The following is a 15,656-nucleotide window of genomic DNA, read 5'->3' as shown; positions in this document are numbered from 1 at the left end:
CAGGACAACCTCGTGGATTATTTCAGCCGCCGCAATTTCCTGAAGACCGCCGCCCTCGCCGGAACGGCGCTTGCAGCGCCCGCCTTCGTCCGCACGGCCGCCGCCCGTACGACGACGATCACGATCGCCTCGCTGCTTGGGGACAACAAGCCGGAGACGAAGATCTGGGTGAAGATCGGCGAACTGGTCGAAGCGAAGCTCCCCGGCCAGTTCAGGTTCAATATCGTCAGGAATGGTGCGCTCGGCGGCGAGAAGGAAGTAGCCGAGGGCGTACGCCTCGGCTCTATCCAGGCCAGCCTCTCCACAGTCTCGTCGCTCTCCGGCTGGGCGCCCGAGCTGCAGCTCCTCGACCTGCCCTTCCTCTTCCGCGATGCCGACCACGTGCGCAGGACTGTCAGCGGCGATGTCGGCGCCGATCTCAAGCAGAAGCTGCAGGCGCAGAATTTCGTCGTCGGCGATTACATCAATTACGGCGCCCGCCATCTGCTGACCAAGGAACCGGTGACGCGGCCGGAGCAGCTCAAGGGCAAGCGCATCCGTGTCATCCAGAGCCCGCTGCACACCAAGCTCTGGAGCGCATTCGGCACGACGCCGATCGGCATTCCGATCACCGAGACCTACAATGCGCTCGCAACCGGCGTTGCCGACGCGATGGACCTGACCAAATCGGCTTATGCCGGCTTCAAGCTTTATGAGGTCGTGCCCGATATGACCGAGACCGGCCACATCTGGGCATCCGGCGTCATCTATTATGCCTCGACCTTCTGGGCCGGCCTGAATGACGAGCAGAAGGCGGTGTTCCAGCAGGCCTCCAGTCAAGGGGCTGCCTACTTCAACCAGCTGATCGTCGACGACGAGGCGAAGTCCGTCGAGACGGCGCTTAGCCATGGCGGCAAGCTCCTGAAGCCGGAAGCCTTCGAGGAATGGCAGAAGGGCGCGCAAGCCGTCTGGGCTGATTTCGCGCCGGTTGTCGGCGGCATCGACAGGATCAAAACCGTTCAGGCGGCCTGAGCGAGGGGCGGGCCATTGCTCCTGCAGCTTTTGACGGGACGATGGAAAACCATCGGTCTATTCATCGCGAGCATTAGCCGGAAAAATAATGCGGCAGCAGGCCGGAAATCGAAAGAGCATGCCTTCGGTTATCGTGGTATATGACTTACTTAAAATCCTGGGATGGGACGTTTTTTTCCTTCGGCCGGCGCGATCCTGACGACCGCAATCCAGCGGCCGCATCGGCCGACGGATCCCATGGCCTCGATTTGAGACGAATAAGATTTAACACAAGGCTTTGGAGGGCCGACCATGAGCTTACGCATCAACGATATTGCCCCCGATTTTACCGCCGACACCACGCAGGGGCCGATCAGCTTCCATGATTGGATCGGCAACGGCTGGGCGGTGCTGTTCTCGCATCCGAAGAATTTCACGCCTGTCTGCACGACCGAACTCGGCGCCATGGCTGGCCTGGCCGGGGACTTTTCCAAGCGCGGCGCCAAGATCATCGGCATCTCTGTCGATCCGGTGGAAAGCCATGCCAAGTGGAAGAACGACATTAAGACCGCCACCGGCTTCGACGTCGAATACCCGCTGATCGGCGACAAGGACCTGAAGGTCGCCAAGCTCTATGACATGCTGCCGGCCGGCGCCGGCGAAAGCTCGGAAGGCCGCACGCCCGCCGACAACGCCACGGTGCGTTCGGTTTTCATCATCGGTCCCGACAAGAAGATCAAGCTGATCCTCACATATCCGATGACGACGGGCCGGAATTTCAACGAGATCCTGCGCGCCATCGATTCCATCCAGCTGACCGCCAAGCACCAGGTGGCGACACCGGCAAACTGGAACCAGGGCGAGGATGTCATCATCACCGCCGCGGTTTCCAACGAAGACGCGATCACACGTTTCGGCTCCTTCGATACGGTTCTGCCCTATCTCCGCAAGACCAAGCAGCCGACGGCCTGATTCTCTGCCTTCAACCCGCTCCTGAAGCCGCCGCGGCCCGTGGCCCGGCGGCTTTTTCACGCCGTCATTGCGGAATGGGCAAGCTTCGCGGCTTGATCGATGCTATCTAAGATCAGCGTCGCGATGGAAGTCGAACCTGCCGAGATCCGATGATAGGGCGAAAGCGTCAGTCCGACATGGGCAAGAGATCGGCGAAGGCCCTGCTTTCGCTGTGTTTTCTGTTTTCCGTCATAGAGACGCCGAAGGCCCAGCCGGAAGAAAGCGCTTCCGAGCCGGCCTGTCTCTATTCCGGGCCTTCAGCCTTGGGAACTGATGAGACGCTCTGCATCCGCAAGGACAGTTTCAATCGCGATCTCTGCGTCGCAATCGAGCATTTCGCCAGCGCCAATCAACTGCCGCCGGATTATTTCGCCCGTCTGATCTGGCGCGAGAGCACCTTTCGTCCCGATGCCGTCAGCTTCAAAGGCGCGCAAGGGATTGCGCAGTTCATGCCCGGAACGGCGAAACTGCGCGGCCTCGAAGACAGCTATCAGGTGCTGGAAGCGCTCAGGAAATCGGCGCAGTATCTCGACGAATTGCGCGATCGTTTCGGCAATCTCGGCCTTGCCGCCGCTGCCTATAATGCCGGCGAAAACGGCCTTGCCTCTTACCTAGCGTCAGGAAGATTACCTCACGAGACGCGCGGCTACGTCATGGCGATCACCGCTCATACGGTCGAGGAGTGGAAGGATAATCCGCCGGAAGATGCGGCAGCCCCGCTCGACAAGGACAAGCCCTTTCTCGATGGCTGTGTGGCGCTTGCCGAAAGGCGGACATTGAAGGAAGCTCCCTGGCGTCCGGAGGGTGACTGGGCGCCCTGGGGCGTCCAGCTTGCCGCCAACGCAAATGTCGCGGTGGCCCGGCGCATGTTTGTCGATGCGGTGCAGGATCTGCCAGCACCTCTGAATGCGGAGCAGCCGCTGATCCTGCGCCAGCGTGATCGCAGCTTCGGCTTTCGCCCGCGTTATGCCGCCCGCATCGGCCGGCAGACACGTGTGGAAGCCGACAACCTCTGCAGCCAGATCCGCAAACATGGCGGCACCTGCCTTGTCTTCAGGAACAGATAGGGCGCGGTCCGGCCCGCCTGGATCACGAAAAGTCACTTGCAGGATCGCGACACGGCGCAGCATAGTCGGCGCGATCACGCCAAAGGGAGGAACGACAATGCGGATTTTGGTCATCGGGGCGACGGGCCATGTCGGCACCTATCTCGTCCCTCGTCTGGTGGAGGCGGGTCACGACGTCGTCACCATCAGCCGCGGCACAGCAAAGCCTTATTCGGCCAATCACGCATGGGCTTCCGTTGACCAGCGGCAGATGGATCGGGCCGAAATGGAGCGGACCGGCGAATTCGGCCCGGTCGTGCGCGGAGTGAAAGCCGATATTGTCATCGACATGATCTGCTTCACGTTGGCGAGTGCCGAACACCTGGTGACGGCGCTGGCCGGGCATGTCGGTCATTTCCTGCACACCGGCACGATCTGGACCCATGGCTACTCCACGATTGTGCCGACCCTTGAAGAGGCGCCGAAGTCTCCCTTCGGTGACTACGGTATCCAGAAGGCGGCGATCGAAACCTATCTGCTGCAGCAGGCAAGGTTACGCGGCTTTCCGGCGACCATTATCCATCCCGGCCATATCGTCGGCCCCGGATGGGCGCCGCTCAATCCGGCCGGCAATTTCAACCCGCAGGTCTTTTCGACCCTTGCCCGCGGAGACGCCCTGGTCCTGCCCAATTTCGGCCTGGAGACGGTGCATCACGTCCATGCCGATGACGTGGCGGCGATGTTCATGGGGGCGATCGCCAGCTGGAATGCGTCGACCGGCGAAAGTTTCCACGCGGTTTCGGAGCAGGCGCTGACGCTTCGCGGTTTTGCCGAAGCCATGTCGCACTGGTTCGGGAAGGAGCCGAAGCTCAGCTTTGCCCCCTTCGACGCCTGGGCCGAAAGCCAGACGGCCGAAGACGCAGAGGCGACATGGGAGCATATCGCCCGCAGCCCGAATTGCTCGATCGCCAAAGCCCGACGCCTGCTCGGTTACACCCCGAGATACACCTCGCTGCAGGCAGTGCAGGAGGCTGTGGGCTGGCTGATCGGGCAGGGGCGGATCAAGATCTGAACCGCCAACACCTAACGGATCAGGATTGCCCTGAAATCATTGACGTTGGTGCCGGTCGGGCCGGTTTCGAAGAGATCGCCGACGGCTGCAAAGCCAGAATAGCTGTCATTGCCGTCGAGCAGCCGGCGCGGATCTAGCCCGGCGGCACGCAAGCGCTTGACTGTGCCGCCATCGGCAAAGGCGCCGGCATTATCCTCCGAGCCGTCGATCCCGTCCGTGTCGGCGGCAAGGAGATGGATGCCCTCCTGTCCGTCGATCGCAAGCGCCATGGCGAGCGCGAATTCGCCGTTGCGTCCGCCCTTGCCGCCCTTGGCTCGCAGTGTCACCGTCGTCTCGCCGCCGGAAAGGATGACCACCGGCTTGGAAAACGGCCTGTTCCGGCCGAGCACCTCGCGGGCGATCGCCGCATGCACCTGCGCCACGTCGCGCGATTCTCCCTCGATCGCATCCGAAAGGATAGCGGGCTCGATCCCCTGCGATTTCGCCAGGACGGCCGCTGCTTCCAGCGACACGCCGGCGGAGGCGATGACGTGATGCGCGTGGCGTAAAAAGACCGCATCGTCCGGCTGCGGCGCATCGGCCTTCGGCGAGTGCAGATGGTCGAGGGCTGCCTGCGGCAGCTGCAATCCATATTGCTTGACGATGTCAAGCGCATCGTGCCGCGTTGAACTATCCGGCACTGTCGGCCCCGAGGCGACATGGGCGGGATTGTCGCCGGGAATGTCGGAGACGATCAGGCTGACGACTCTTGCTCTGGTGGCTGCCGCAAGTCTCCCGCCTTTGATGGTCGAGAGATGCTTGCGCACGACGTTCATCGCCGAGATCGGCGCGCCCGAAGCCAGCAGCATTTCGTTGAGGGCAATCTCGTCTTCGAGGGTCAGCCCCTCCGGCGGCGCGGGCAGCAGCGCCGAGCCGCCGCCGCAGATCAGGGCGATCACCAGATCGTCTTCCGTCAGTCCATTCACCGTCTCCATCAGCCGTCTTGCCGCGGCAAGTCCTGCCGCATCCGGGACCGGATGGGCGGCCTCGATGATCTCGATGTCGCGCGTCTCGCAGCCATAGCCGTAGCGTGTGACCACCAGACCCTCGAGCGGTCCGTCCCAGACGCTTTCGAGCGTTCGCGCCATCTGCGCAGCACCCTTGCCGGCGCCGATCACCACGGTCCTTCCCTTCGGCCTGTCAGGCAGGTTCGCCCTGATGCCGGTCAGCGGATCGGCGGCGCGAACCGCCGCGTCGAACAGGCTTTTCAGGAAATCGCGGGGAGTTGATATCGTCATCGGTGTCTCTGCCTGGAGTGTCGATCGTGATGTGAACTGTCGGCGTATCGGCGGGCCGGCGTCAAGGTCGAAGGCGACACGGCGTGACGGCTTCGGTTGCAAATTCTGATTCGTGGAAAGAACGGGTACGACGGATAGAAAGCATTAACCATAGTCCCGTAGACAACGAACAGGATCAAAGGAACCTCCGTTCGATGGCTACTGAAATGACCTGCCGCCCCGCCGCCCTGAGTGAAGGCGTGGTGATTGCTTTTCCTTCCGGAACCGGAACCGCCAATATCGAGCGCTGCGCCCGTGAACTCGGCCGGCGACATGGCGCTGATGCGATAGAATTCTGGAGAGCGGAATGCCGCAGGATTGCCGATCAGCTTCTGGCAGCCGGGATGCCGGAGAGCGACGTCGGCGAGCGGGTGCTGCAGTTTCAGCAGGATGTCCAGATCGAACTCGTCCTCAGCCATCAAAACGGGCCGCTGCCCAAGTCTCGGAACCGATAACGGCAATTTTCGACAATTACCGCAGCAGCCCGGCCGACCGGAGGGCGTCTTCAATGACCTGCTGAATGCCGCCGCGGTCGCTGCCGGTAGTGGATGTAGCCGCGGTGTTTTGCGCAGCAGAGAGGTCTGCCTTGCGTCGTTTTTCAAACGAGGGAACCAGACCCCAGGACCTGGCAATTTCGACGGTCGAGGAAATTCCGACGTCGAGCATGAAGGGGCCGCTTGCCCCGTAGCCGGTGCCGACATCGAGCGGCGTGCCGTGGTCCATGCCGGCAATCGTATAGAGCTCGATCACCTCGACCCCATGGGCATCTGTCCAGACCCTCCGCTGGTGTCGTCCGATATTTTCCACGCGCGACGGTAGTGCGTCGATGCCGTGGACGTTTCTCCATTGCTCGACGATTGCATTCGCATTGGATGGCACGACGGTTCTGTCCGCGCTTCCCTGCCAGAGCGATAATGTCGGCCACGGGCCTCGGTGGCCTGAGGCGTTTCTCAAGCGCAGTTCCAGTTCTCGAGCGGTCGGGCCGCCATGACCGCGCATTCGGTCGAAGGCCTCGGGAATGGTCGCAGCACTTGCATAGGGCAGGCCGGCAATGATGGCGCCGCCCGCAAAAACCTCCGGGTAGGTGGCAAGCATCGCGGCGGTCATCGCGCCACCGGCCGAAAGCCCGGTCACGAAAACGCGCCTGCTGTCGATACTGTGTTCCGCAACGACCTTTGCGATCATCTGCCGAATGGAAAAGACCTCGCCGTGATCCCGGCGTATATCCTCCGGGTTAAACCAGTTGAAGCAGAGATTTTGATTGTTTGACCTCCGCTGCTCGGGAAACAGCAGCGCGAAACCATAATCTTCGGCCAAGCCAGACCAACCCGCCCCGATATCATAGCCGGCGGCAGTCTGCGTGCAGCCGTGCAGGACGACGACTAGGGCCATGTTTCTTGCGCGCTTCGACGGCAGGTAGATATAACCTCCCAAAGCACCCGGGTTCGTACCAAATGCGGCCAGAGCGACCAGATCGGGATTGTCCTGCATGGGGCGGGGGCGAAACGTTCCTCGCAGCGCAGCAAGGCGTGCGAGTGTGTCTGACATAGATCTCATGAAAGTCTCCGCCAATCAGCTGCCGGGATGGCGGTGATGCATGACTAAACGCGTCAGTCGGCGGAAAGTTGCTGCGCTGCACAATATTTTCTGAGTAGCCGGATTTTCCGAGTGCGTGGGCAGCTCGGCAGCCCGAGGAACTTCGGCCCGGAAATGACGTTGAAGTTGGCGATCGACAGCATGATGCTGCGATCCAGCGAGGCTTTTCAGATGTCGAACAAACCCAACTTCTTCTCTTCTTTTGCAACCGCCGTCGCCGATTTTTCGGGAAAGCCGTTCACCTTTGTCGCGGCTTTGACGCTCGTGCTTGGCTGGGCGGTTTCCGGCCCTTTTTTCGGCTATTCTGAAACCTGGCAACTGGTGATCAACACAACCACGACCATCATTACCTTCCTGATGGTATTTGTGTTGCAGAATAGCCAGAACCGTGACGGCAAAGCAGTCCAGGCCAAGCTTGACGAACTCATCCTGACGAGCCAGGCCGCCAACAAGTTCGTCGGCATCGAAAAGCTGGAGGAGGGTGAACTCAGAGAAATGAGCAAGACACTTGCCGCGCAGGCCGAATGCGTCGAGGAAAAAGCGGATGAGAAATCTGCGGCACAGGCAACCTCCACCTGATGCATATCGCCTCGATGCGACGCGCTTCAGTTCATCGTCTCTGAGATCTGGTCTTGGTGTTGCTGGCGCATTTCCTCAATGGCCTCAGCCTCTTTCTTCTCGGCCGCAATCCAGTGATTTCCGGCCTTGCTTGATCGGATCAGTTCATCGAGCTTGGTTTGGAGCGCCATCATGTCCCGATTTTGGGAGTGCTGCACCAGCAATAAAATGAAAAATACGATGAGTGTCCCGACCATATTGGTCAGCAGAAACCATTGCCGTGGGTAAGAAAGGTGCAGGCCGACTGCCGCCCACAAGACCGCGAATATGATGAGCGTTACAGGTACCGCGCGATGCCCTGCCCACAAGACGGCCAAGTCGGAAATCTGTCGAAAACGCCAGCGCATACGGCTCTCCCCAGCGCACAACACTGAAGATGGAGCAGATCGAAGCCGTTTCCATCACCCTCATCCAATAAAATGCGTGCCGCGAACAGGATAAAACCCGCGTTTCCGCGGGTTTTATATGACGACGGCCGTATCTCATGGCGACAAGAGATCAATTCAGTTTGACCGACGGTTCCCGGCCCCAGACACGCAGTTTGCCGAGCGCCTTGATGAAGGCGGCGACATCCCCAGCCGCGCCAAGCGCAATCACGCCCTCGTCCAGTGAATCTGCAATTCCGGCCCTCTGCATGAGTGGCAGCGCGGTTTTCACATAGCCGATGAACTTGCAGTGCACGAAGGCATCCGACACGAAATCATGGGCCGTTGCCTCCTTCAGCAGATCGCTGGCTCCCTCTGACGAGGGCAGCAACGCGACGGCGTCGTAGAGCACCGAGGGCCCGCCGTCGATCATCTGATGCGCCTCGATCCAATTGCCGTCCGAAAGTGTCACGCCGCCGATCTTCGGGGCGATCACTTCGAAGGTTGCCTTCTGTTCGGTGATCTCGGCAAGCAGCGCCTTGAAGACGGCGGCGTCGCTGCCATCGGTGACAAGAATACCGAGCTTGCGTCCTTCGAACCGCTGCGGACCCCGCTCGATAATGCTGAGCGCCGGCGACGGCTCGAGATCCTGGCGCGTCGGCATGGCGGCATCGGCGGGCTTCGGCATCGATTTGAAGCCGAGTGCGTGGCCGACCTTGCTGGCCAAAGTCTCATCGATGTTCAGGAGATGCGAGACCATGCGCTCGCGAATGACCGGCGTCTCGACCTTGCTCAGTTCGAAGGTCAGCGCCGCGGTGATATGGCGTTGCTCCGGCGGAGTCTGGCTGATGAAGAACTGCCTGGCCTGGCTGTAATGATCGGCAAAGCTTTCCGGCCGCAACCGGACCTTGGCACCCTGCTCCTCGGCCGGGAAGTGACGATAGCCCTGAACCGGCGACTCTCGCGGTCCCTGATTCCACGAATTCGGTTGGTAATTGACCCGCCCGACGGGATTGCGCATCGCCATGTGGCCATCCTGCTGGAAATTGTGGAAGGGACATTTCGGCGCGTTGATCGGCAGGTGTGTGAAATTCGGGCCGCCCAGACGTTTCAGTTGCGTGTCGAGATAGGAGAAGTTCCGTCCCTGCAACAGCGGGTCGTTGCTGAAATCGATGCCGGGCGGGACATTCTGCGTCATGAAGGCGACCTGCTCGGTCTCGGCGAAAAAGTTTTCGGGCATGCGGTTGAGCACAAGCCGGCCGACCGGTTTGACCGGCAGAATCTCTTCCGGAATGATCTTCGTCGGATCGAGGACGTCGAAATCGAACGTGTCGGCGAAGTCCTGATCGAAAAGCTGAACACAAAGTTCCCATTCCGGAAAGTTGCCTGACTGGATCGATTGCCAGAGGTCGCGGCGATGGAAATCCGGATCCGCACCGTTGATCTTGACCGCCTCGTTCCAGGCGACGGATTGCAGGCCGAGCTTCGGTTTCCAGTGGAATTTGACGAAGGTCGATTCATCGGCCGCGTTCACGAAGCGGAAGGTGTGAACGCCAAACCCCTCCATGAAACGGAAGGAGCGTGGGATGGCACGGTCCGACATGACCCACATGATCATATGCATGCTTTCCGGCGTGAGGGAGATGAAGTCCCAGAAATTATCATGCGCCGACTGCGCCTGCGGAAATTGCCTGTCGGGCTCCGGCTTCACGGAATGGACGACGTCGGGAAACTTGATCGCGTCCTGAATGAAGAAAACGGGAATGTTATTGCCGACCAGATCCCAATTCCCCTGCTGCGTGTAGAGCTTCACCGCGAAGCCGCGGACATCGCGCGCCAGATCGAAGGACCCCTTGCTGCCGGCGACCGTCGAAAACCGCACGAAGGCCGGTGTCTTTTCGCCGGGCCGCTGGAAAAGATCGGCCCGGGTATAGGCGGCCAGCGATTCATATGTTTCGAAATAGCCATGGGCGCCGTAACCGCGCGCATGCACGACCCGCTCGGGGATGCGCTCGTGATCGAAATGAAAGATCTTTTCGCGAAAATGGAAGTCGTCGATGAGGGCGGGGCCGCGGGCGCCGAGACGGAGCGTATTCTGATCGTCGGAGACCGGGCCGCCTTGTGCTGTGGTCAGCACCGGCATGCCGTCTTCGGCAAACTGATGCAGCTCACCGCCTGCACCGCGGTGCATTTTCTGATCATGAATCGTTGCGTCGTCCGAGGGCGAGGTCTTCGTCGTCTTGGCCATTGATTTTCTCCGGAAAGCGTTTGACCTAACCGAAGCTCAAAAATGGCGACATGTTCCGCCCGCGGCAAAATAAACAGCGGCGTCGCGACGGGTTGCGCGTGATAACGACATCAAATCAGATGCATAAAAGAGGGCGCGGGGTCTTTCGACCCCGCGCCCGATGATTTCCGCCGGTTGTCAGAGCCGCGTAACGAGGAGATCTTCCTCTTCGTCGCGTTGCGATCCGCCAAACGCTGCAGCGGCAGAGGCGATGAAAGCCCCGATCAGAAGTGACAAGGAGCCGAGCAAGGCCGTGGTCGACGCCGCCTTGCGTGCCTCATCGGCAGCTTTCTGGGTGGCAACCTTGGCATCGTCGATGCGCTTCAGCACCGTGTCGACGCGAGTGCGCGCATCGGCTTCTGAAAGACCGGTTCGAGCAGAAACGATGGTGGCAAGATAGGCCTTGTCATCATCGGGAATCTGGCCTTGGGCGGCGCCGTTGAGGAGGATGCGTGATACCTCCGATGTTGCTGCGGCATCATTGGATGTCGCCGCCGCGCGAGCCTGATCAGGGCGCAATAATGCGTCGGTAAAGTAGGAAGTGGAGAGGTCCGCCGGCGAGGTTGCCGACGATGCTGCTGCCGTACCGGCGGCCGTGGCCGCCGACCCCACGGCTTGTGCACCTGCGCCGGCCAGCGAGGTCAGCGACGATGCAAGAAACCCGGCGACGAAGACGGTCGCCAGAGCCCAACTTAAGAAACCATGCGCCGTATCACGGAAGAAAACTTCATCCGTGTGAACGGCCGCCCATTTCGTCCGCAGCCGGCCGGTAATATAGCCGCCGAGCGCTGAGGAAAGCCATTGCACGAGAACCAGCCAGATTGCCGCCGTCACGCCGAGTGTGCCGAGCGAACTGCTTTGCCCCGACCAGGGGGAGACCATTGTCAGCCCGAGCCCGGATCCGAGAAGCAGAAGGATCAGGGTTACGCCGATGGCAGCGGCAGCACCGCCGAAGATCGGGCCCCACGTCATGGCCGATTTGGAGGATTCGACCGGAGTGGCAACCTCTCCGGAACCTATCATTGAAACCGACATGATCTGTTCCTATCGCATAAACAGAGCAAGAAGGATGATGATAGGCAGTGGAACACCGAGCAGCCAAAGTAGAATACCGCGACCCATGAGAGACCTCCTGTCAGGGTTGACCTTACGTTGTTGATGCCACTCAACTTTTTACTGCGCCGATTGTTCCCGGCCGGTTTGGAACTGGCAGGAAGAATTTCCCAACGCCCTCCGGTAGCGGTGTAAGTCAATCTCTCGGCAGCTTACCAAGCAACAAGAGATTGTCGGATCGGTTGCCGCATTCTCGTCATTTGAGGCGTCCGGCCAGTCTGGCGAGAGACAGGTCTAGGCCGCAGCGCCGGGCAATGCCCCGGCGCTCGAGAAGTGACTGGTAACCGCAGACGCCACAGCGGGCGTGGACGACGAACCATTGCGGCAAGGTTGCGAGCGTCTGCTTTTCCTCGACGGCAAAGCCCTCAGGGGGCGCGAGCTCGATACTGCGGCGATGTTTCATGTTCGTTGGGCAGTCGGCCGCGATCCCGCTGTCATGCTGCCGATTGTCTGCCCTTCTGCGAGGGCAAGCTGAAGTCGCAAATGACGGCAATCCAGCAGCAACGTCGTGATGGCGGCACGGACGTCGCCATCGTGGTAGGCGACAACTGCGTCGACGTCTTCCTTCAGCGCTTCTTCTGCCAGTTTCTCGGCGATTTGCGGACGCACGGCCTTGATCTCTTTCGGAGTTATCAGATGCAAGTTCTCAGATTGGCGGCAGTATTGCCGATGTTCTTATTATGTTCCGGTCAGATCCCGAGTCAAGAGCGGGGGATAGTCCGCGCAGCTCATTCCGGGCCCTGTGTGAACGGGCGATTGGACGACCCACCCAAAACGGGCGAAGTGCGGCGAGGAGGGGCGATGGCGCAGATATCGACGGAAATATTGCGCGTTCGCCGCTGACGCCAGCCGAGGAGAATACATATATGTTTCCACATGGGGTGCTCTGGACGGAGATGAATTGCCGGAAATTTCTCCTGCCATTTCTCTTTTGGCAGAAGGCACCGATCATTTTGCCTACGGCCTGAATTGGAGAAGTATCGATGAACGGATTACGGGCATTTCTAGCTGCCGGAGTGATCACGCTTGCCGCCATAGCCTCGGCCTGCTCGACCGCGCCGAATTCATACGGTTCGGCATCGGGATATCAGCCGGGAGATTCGATGAACCCAGCTTGTGCGGATGGATTTCGCCCTGGCGACGGCCGTTCGTGCAGCTACTAGGGCGGTCGGCTCAGCCCGCTACGGCTTCATCGGGCCAACCGCGGCGCCATACCGAGAGCCATCGCTGATGCTATCCGGTACGCGTGCTCCAATGATTAAGACAGAACGGCCACGTGATCTCGTGGCAGCGACGTGACGTCAATCTGCCGCCCGACCCCATTCTTAAGTTAATGGCGGTCGCGTTCTGCGGCAGTCTGTATACCATCAAACCGGCAACGCAAAGCTGGCCGCGCGAGACAAGAACATGCGGCTTGGCAACATCCGCCGCTATCTGTCGGGATCTGACCAATTCCGGTGCGAGGAGCGGTGGCCGCCTTCGATGAGGTTTTCTTGGAGTTGAAGCAATGAGGTCGGCGCGATTGTGTTCACGCCGACCCTCCCCAACCATCATCTGCATGGCCCAGTTTACCCGTGGTCGCCAGCGGCGCTTTCGTGCAGGAAGTTTATGCCGCTTGCGGCACCCGGCACCCCTCGCAGATAGCCGGTGGCGGCCGGCTGTGCCGCCGGTGGGTGCTTGCCTTGGCGCCTGCAGGCAGCATGAACACCGATGGCCGGCGCGGTCACCACCTGCGCCAACAGCAGCAGCGCGCCGGACGGTCTTCCTTCAATCGCGCAGCCGTTCATCGGAGGTTAATGCTTATTAACCCAGAATCGCGGCTTGAAAGGATGTGCCGATGAAGATGCTTTTTTCCTCGCTTGCAGCCATGGTCTTGTCTGCATCTTTCGCCCTGCCGCTAAACGCCACGCCAATCGTCGTGCCGAAAGCCATGGCGATGCACGCCGCCGACGTCGAGCAGGTCAAACACCGTCGCCACGGTAATGGACATGCGTATGGCCACTGGAAGAAAAGCCGATACGCTTACCGCGACTGCCGGTACTACGGCTCGTGCTACCGTCCTCGGCAGTATGGCTATCGCGACTATTACGGCTATCGCGACGATTACCCCTATCGTCGTCGGTCAGGTGTGACCGTGTACTTCGATTTTTAGTCGGCAGTTCACTTGAAGCAGTCGGCTTGACCTCACCACGCCACCACAGCAGCCCGTCGATCGACCAACCCGGCGGACGTTTTGTTTCCGGCGCCTGAACAAAGAAAAAGGTCGGGGCGAATGCTCGCGCCGACCCTTCTTTGATTGCATCCGCACGGTGCCAGTACATCCGTGGTCACCAGCAAAAGCTATCCGGTAGATTGAATTTATGCGCCTCGTGAATTTTCGCAAGGATTAGGGAGTGCTGATTTAGGGCTAGGCGAGGGGGGCGCCAACCTCTTTGTCGCCTGCCCGGCCGGCGGCGTTTCCGTTTCTCGCCATCGTAGTAAAGAGGGCACTCACCATAAATTGCCAATTCGAGAGGAGGCTGCGGCGGTTCCTGATCGCCGGGTTCATGTCTGTAGAGGTGCGCGCCGTCAATCCAGTCTTGACCGATGCGACAAGCTTCTGAGCAAGATTGATCGCAGGCTTCTGGATTTCGCCGGAGCTCAGCTGATGAGCTGACGGGAAGATCGACCGGAATAAACCCTCCACAGCAAAGAACGCGGATCTCATGGGCATCCAAAAGGGGGAGAAAAGCGGGGAAGTAAGTGCCTGCTCCGGACGTCTCAACGAAACAGGCAATTAACTTGAAAAATGGCTCCCCGGGCCGGATTCGAACCGGCGACCTGTCGATTAACAGTCGAATGCTCTACCGCTGAGCTACCAGGGATCACTGCTTGGCGCGGTGTGAGTGGGCTAATACAAATGCTTTCCCGATTTGCCAAGCGGTTTTTTCAAAAAAATGAAATGAACTTGTATTTGGGATGCCTGCGCCCATCTCTGGGGAATGACGAACGGGAATGATTACGGCGAGGCGAGGGGCGGCGACAAGCCCGGGAAGCGGGCAAAGCGCTTCGGCATCGATCATGCGAGCGGCAGGCTATTGCTCGGCTCCTTCAGCATCGGCTTGCCGCGCTCGCGCATCGCGCGGATGGGAATCGGCGTCGCCCTCATTCTTTGTGGGTTTCTGGGGTTCCTGCCGATCCTGGGCTTCTGGATGCTGCCGCTCGGCTTCCTCGTGCTTTCGCACGATCTGCCGGTCGCACGCCGGCTTCGGCGGCGGCTGGCAGTCTGGTGGCACAGGCGGCGGAAACCGGCCGACTGACGACCACCCCGGGGGGCATGGAACGGCGGAGCGCTTTTCGCATTCGTGGTTTATGGAATGTAAAACGCCGAAAACGCGTCCAATGGGCCAGGTGAGGAAATGAAGGCATTTTTTGTAATCGCCCTGTCCACGGCGACGATCTTCTCCGGCGTTTTCCCCGCTGAGGCTCAGGTCGATAGCCGGGGATTTGACGCGCGCGGCATTTGCCGTCGTTCGGAAGGCTGCGTGGTCGATCACGGCCAGGGTGGCAGCTATAAAGGTCCTCGCAACTATCGCAATTTCAACGGCCGGAACGAGCGCGATGGCGACAACGACCGCGGCCGGGACGATCGCCGCTTTCGCAACCAGAACAGAAGCGACAATTTCGAGGCTGCATCCAGCCGCATTGCCGCGCTGCAATTCAGCCGGCATCGGCCTAATTCGATCTGAGTTCGCTTTCCTCGAAAGTGCCGCCATGATCCGGATCAAGGCTGGTGGCCAACAACAGGCTGCAGGCGGCCAGGATGAGGACGAGCTTCATCGCGTAGGACACGGAAACCGCATATCTGCGGCCCGGTGATACGCGGGAGGGCGCAATATAATAGTTGTAGTAGAAGTGCGGATCGGTCGTTTCCAGCAGGTTCTGGTAGACGTGCGGTGGAATGTCCGCATGTTTGACGGTTGGAGAACCCGGGAATTTTACATGAAGATCCCGGCTCTCGGCATCATATGCGGCACGCGCGTGCTTCGATTTGAGGGCAGCCCAATCCATTGCAGCTCCTATCACCCTCCCGGAGCAATATGAGGCCCGCGGGGCGATCGTCAAGCTAACGATTTGTTTCAAATGCGATCAGGGCGGGCAGCGGGGCATCGCTACGGTCATGGAATTTCCAGCCTGTGACGTGCGCTAGAAAACGGTCCTTTCGGCAACTGCGGAATAGCGTTTTTCGGAAATGCCCTCTTG

Annotated in this window: 19 protein-coding genes and 1 tRNA gene; 10 read left to right on the top strand and 10 right to left on the bottom strand. The window is 60.1% G+C overall.

Features of this window, described 5'->3' with window-relative positions; all coding sequences use genetic code 11:
• Positions 1–12: 12 nt before the first annotated feature.
• The 4 genes from FFM81_RS12095 to FFM81_RS12080 all read left to right on the top strand — a co-directional run bounded on the left by FFM81_RS12095 (position 13) and on the right by FFM81_RS12080 (position 4,119).
• The gene (locus FFM81_RS12095) at positions 13–1,011 is read left to right on the top strand and encodes a TRAP transporter substrate-binding protein (protein ID WP_025415985.1); all 999 of its coding nucleotides are present in this window, start codon (positions 13–15) and stop codon (positions 1,009–1,011) included.
• 291 nt (positions 1,012–1,302) lie between these two features.
• On the top strand, positions 1,303–1,962 hold the full coding sequence (locus FFM81_RS12090) for a peroxiredoxin (RefSeq protein ID WP_003573610.1): 660 nt from the start codon (positions 1,303–1,305) through the stop codon (positions 1,960–1,962).
• A gap of 149 nt (positions 1,963–2,111) precedes the next feature.
• Positions 2,112–3,068 (top strand): lytic transglycosylase domain-containing protein, encoded by a 957-nt coding sequence (locus FFM81_RS12085; RefSeq protein WP_003573608.1) that lies wholly within the window; start codon positions 2,112–2,114, stop codon positions 3,066–3,068.
• A gap of 97 nt (positions 3,069–3,165) precedes the next feature.
• The gene (locus FFM81_RS12080; RefSeq protein WP_138384356.1) at positions 3,166–4,119 is read left to right on the top strand and encodes an NAD-dependent epimerase/dehydratase family protein; all 954 of its coding nucleotides are present in this window, start codon (positions 3,166–3,168) and stop codon (positions 4,117–4,119) included.
• 11 nt (positions 4,120–4,130) lie between these two features.
• Here the strand turns inward: FFM81_RS12080 and FFM81_RS12075 are convergent, their stop codons facing one another.
• A complete protein-coding gene (locus FFM81_RS12075; RefSeq protein ID WP_025415987.1) occupies positions 4,131–5,396 on the bottom strand; it encodes a glycerate kinase type-2 family protein in 1,266 nt (421 codons plus the stop codon).
• Between the two features lie 194 nt (positions 5,397–5,590).
• On the opposite strand from FFM81_RS12075, the gene FFM81_RS12070 reads away from it, so the two are divergent.
• Positions 5,591–5,890, top strand: coding sequence for a DUF6074 family protein (locus FFM81_RS12070; protein WP_003573603.1), 300 nt, complete (start codon positions 5,591–5,593; stop codon positions 5,888–5,890).
• A gap of 16 nt (positions 5,891–5,906) precedes the next feature.
• Here the strand turns inward: FFM81_RS12070 and FFM81_RS12065 are convergent, their stop codons facing one another.
• Positions 5,907–6,992: an extracellular catalytic domain type 1 short-chain-length polyhydroxyalkanoate depolymerase gene (locus FFM81_RS12065; RefSeq protein ID WP_097535151.1), complete on the bottom strand. Its 1,086-nt coding sequence runs from the start codon at positions 6,990–6,992 to the stop codon at positions 5,907–5,909.
• Positions 6,993–7,202: 210 nt separating this feature from the next.
• On the opposite strand from FFM81_RS12065, the gene FFM81_RS12060 reads away from it, so the two are divergent.
• Complete coding sequence (locus FFM81_RS12060; protein WP_037092934.1) at positions 7,203–7,610, top strand: low affinity iron permease family protein; 408 nt, start codon at positions 7,203–7,205, stop codon at positions 7,608–7,610.
• 26 nt (positions 7,611–7,636) lie between these two features.
• On the opposite strand, the gene FFM81_RS12055 is transcribed toward FFM81_RS12060, so the two are convergent.
• From FFM81_RS12055 to FFM81_RS12035, 5 genes are all read right to left on the bottom strand, one after another.
• A complete protein-coding gene (locus FFM81_RS12055) occupies positions 7,637–7,996 on the bottom strand; it encodes a low affinity iron permease family protein (RefSeq protein WP_138384355.1) in 360 nt (119 codons plus the stop codon).
• A 151-nt stretch (positions 7,997–8,147) separates the two neighbouring features.
• The gene (gene katE / locus FFM81_RS12050) at positions 8,148–10,262 is read right to left on the bottom strand and encodes a catalase (RefSeq protein WP_138384354.1); all 2,115 of its coding nucleotides are present in this window, start codon (positions 10,260–10,262) and stop codon (positions 8,148–8,150) included.
• A 177-nt stretch (positions 10,263–10,439) separates the two neighbouring features.
• Positions 10,440–11,336, bottom strand: coding sequence for a hypothetical protein (locus FFM81_RS12045; RefSeq protein ID WP_097535155.1), 897 nt, complete (start codon positions 11,334–11,336; stop codon positions 10,440–10,442).
• A 274-nt stretch (positions 11,337–11,610) separates the two neighbouring features.
• Positions 11,611–11,817: a hypothetical protein gene (locus FFM81_RS12040; RefSeq protein ID WP_097535157.1), complete on the bottom strand. Its 207-nt coding sequence runs from the start codon at positions 11,815–11,817 to the stop codon at positions 11,611–11,613.
• Positions 11,814–12,023 (bottom strand): hypothetical protein, encoded by a 210-nt coding sequence (locus FFM81_RS12035; RefSeq protein WP_244597339.1) that lies wholly within the window; start codon positions 12,021–12,023, stop codon positions 11,814–11,816. Before FFM81_RS12035 ends, FFM81_RS12040 begins: the two co-directional genes overlap by 4 nt.
• A 374-nt stretch (positions 12,024–12,397) precedes the next feature.
• Here FFM81_RS12035 and FFM81_RS32715 point away from each other — a divergent pair, with 374 nt between their 5' ends.
• Complete coding sequence (locus FFM81_RS32715; protein ID WP_003573590.1) at positions 12,398–12,577, top strand: hypothetical protein; 180 nt, start codon at positions 12,398–12,400, stop codon at positions 12,575–12,577.
• Positions 12,578–13,251: 674 nt separating this feature from the next.
• A complete protein-coding gene (locus FFM81_RS12030) occupies positions 13,252–13,566 on the top strand; it encodes a hypothetical protein (protein WP_025415995.1) in 315 nt (104 codons plus the stop codon).
• Positions 13,567–13,821: 255 nt separating this feature from the next.
• Here the strand turns inward: FFM81_RS12030 and FFM81_RS32555 are convergent, their stop codons facing one another.
• Together FFM81_RS32555 and FFM81_RS12025 are read right to left on the bottom strand one after the other, a co-directional pair.
• On the bottom strand, positions 13,822–14,121 hold the full coding sequence (locus tag FFM81_RS32555; protein WP_155256625.1) for a hypothetical protein: 300 nt from the start codon (positions 14,119–14,121) through the stop codon (positions 13,822–13,824).
• Between the two features lie 82 nt (positions 14,122–14,203).
• A tRNA-Asn gene (locus FFM81_RS12025) sits at positions 14,204–14,278 on the bottom strand.
• Positions 14,279–14,395: 117 nt separating this feature from the next.
• Here FFM81_RS12025 and FFM81_RS12020 point away from each other — a divergent pair.
• Together FFM81_RS12020 and FFM81_RS12015 are read left to right on the top strand one after the other, a co-directional pair.
• The gene (locus FFM81_RS12020) at positions 14,396–14,713 is read left to right on the top strand and encodes a hypothetical protein (protein WP_138384352.1); all 318 of its coding nucleotides are present in this window, start codon (positions 14,396–14,398) and stop codon (positions 14,711–14,713) included.
• A gap of 99 nt (positions 14,714–14,812) precedes the next feature.
• Entirely contained in the window at positions 14,813–15,142 is a 330-nt protein-coding gene (locus FFM81_RS12015) for a hypothetical protein (RefSeq protein ID WP_097535161.1), read from the top strand.
• On the opposite strand, the gene FFM81_RS12010 is transcribed toward FFM81_RS12015, so the two are convergent.
• A complete protein-coding gene (locus FFM81_RS12010; RefSeq protein WP_097535163.1) occupies positions 15,129–15,464 on the bottom strand; it encodes a KTSC domain-containing protein in 336 nt (111 codons plus the stop codon). The genes FFM81_RS12015 and FFM81_RS12010 overlap by 14 nt on opposite strands.
• Positions 15,465–15,656: the final 192 nt, after the last annotated feature.

This window comes from Rhizobium hidalgonense, assembly GCF_005862185.2.
Classification (GTDB): domain Bacteria; phylum Pseudomonadota; class Alphaproteobacteria; order Rhizobiales; family Rhizobiaceae; genus Rhizobium; species Rhizobium hidalgonense.
The sequence above is the reverse complement of the archived record's forward strand: the minus strand, read 5'-3'. Positions and strand labels throughout refer to the sequence as shown.

Coding starts and splice junctions, on each gene's coding strand:
- FFM81_RS12010 (WP_097535163.1), bottom strand. CDS start 15,464: ATGGATTGGGCTGCCCTCAAATCGAAGCACGCGCGTGCCGCATATGAT.
- FFM81_RS32555 (WP_155256625.1), bottom strand. CDS start 14,121: ATGAGATCCGCGTTCTTTGCTGTGGAGGGTTTATTCCGGTCGATCTTC.
- FFM81_RS12045 (WP_097535155.1), bottom strand. CDS start 11,336: ATGTCGGTTTCAATGATAGGTTCCGGAGAGGTTGCCACTCCGGTCGAA.
- FFM81_RS12090 (WP_003573610.1), top strand. CDS start 1,303: ATGAGCTTACGCATCAACGATATTGCCCCCGATTTTACCGCCGACACC.
- FFM81_RS12085 (WP_003573608.1), top strand. CDS start 2,112: ATGATAGGGCGAAAGCGTCAGTCCGACATGGGCAAGAGATCGGCGAAG.
- FFM81_RS12070 (WP_003573603.1), top strand. CDS start 5,591: ATGGCTACTGAAATGACCTGCCGCCCCGCCGCCCTGAGTGAAGGCGTG.
- FFM81_RS12075 (WP_025415987.1), bottom strand. CDS start 5,396: ATGACGATATCAACTCCCCGCGATTTCCTGAAAAGCCTGTTCGACGCG.
- FFM81_RS12015 (WP_097535161.1), top strand. CDS start 14,813: ATGAAGGCATTTTTTGTAATCGCCCTGTCCACGGCGACGATCTTCTCC.
- katE (WP_138384354.1), bottom strand. CDS start 10,262: ATGGCCAAGACGACGAAGACCTCGCCCTCGGACGACGCAACGATTCAT.
- FFM81_RS12040 (WP_097535157.1), bottom strand. CDS start 11,817: ATGAAACATCGCCGCAGTATCGAGCTCGCGCCCCCTGAGGGCTTTGCC.
- FFM81_RS12065 (WP_097535151.1), bottom strand. CDS start 6,992: ATGAGATCTATGTCAGACACACTCGCACGCCTTGCTGCGCTGCGAGGA.
- FFM81_RS12030 (WP_025415995.1), top strand. CDS start 13,252: ATGAAGATGCTTTTTTCCTCGCTTGCAGCCATGGTCTTGTCTGCATCT.
- FFM81_RS12055 (WP_138384355.1), bottom strand. CDS start 7,996: ATGCGCTGGCGTTTTCGACAGATTTCCGACTTGGCCGTCTTGTGGGCA.
- FFM81_RS12060 (WP_037092934.1), top strand. CDS start 7,203: ATGTCGAACAAACCCAACTTCTTCTCTTCTTTTGCAACCGCCGTCGCC.
- FFM81_RS12020 (WP_138384352.1), top strand. CDS start 14,396: ATGACGAACGGGAATGATTACGGCGAGGCGAGGGGCGGCGACAAGCCC.
- FFM81_RS32715 (WP_003573590.1), top strand. CDS start 12,398: ATGAACGGATTACGGGCATTTCTAGCTGCCGGAGTGATCACGCTTGCC.
- FFM81_RS12080 (WP_138384356.1), top strand. CDS start 3,166: ATGCGGATTTTGGTCATCGGGGCGACGGGCCATGTCGGCACCTATCTC.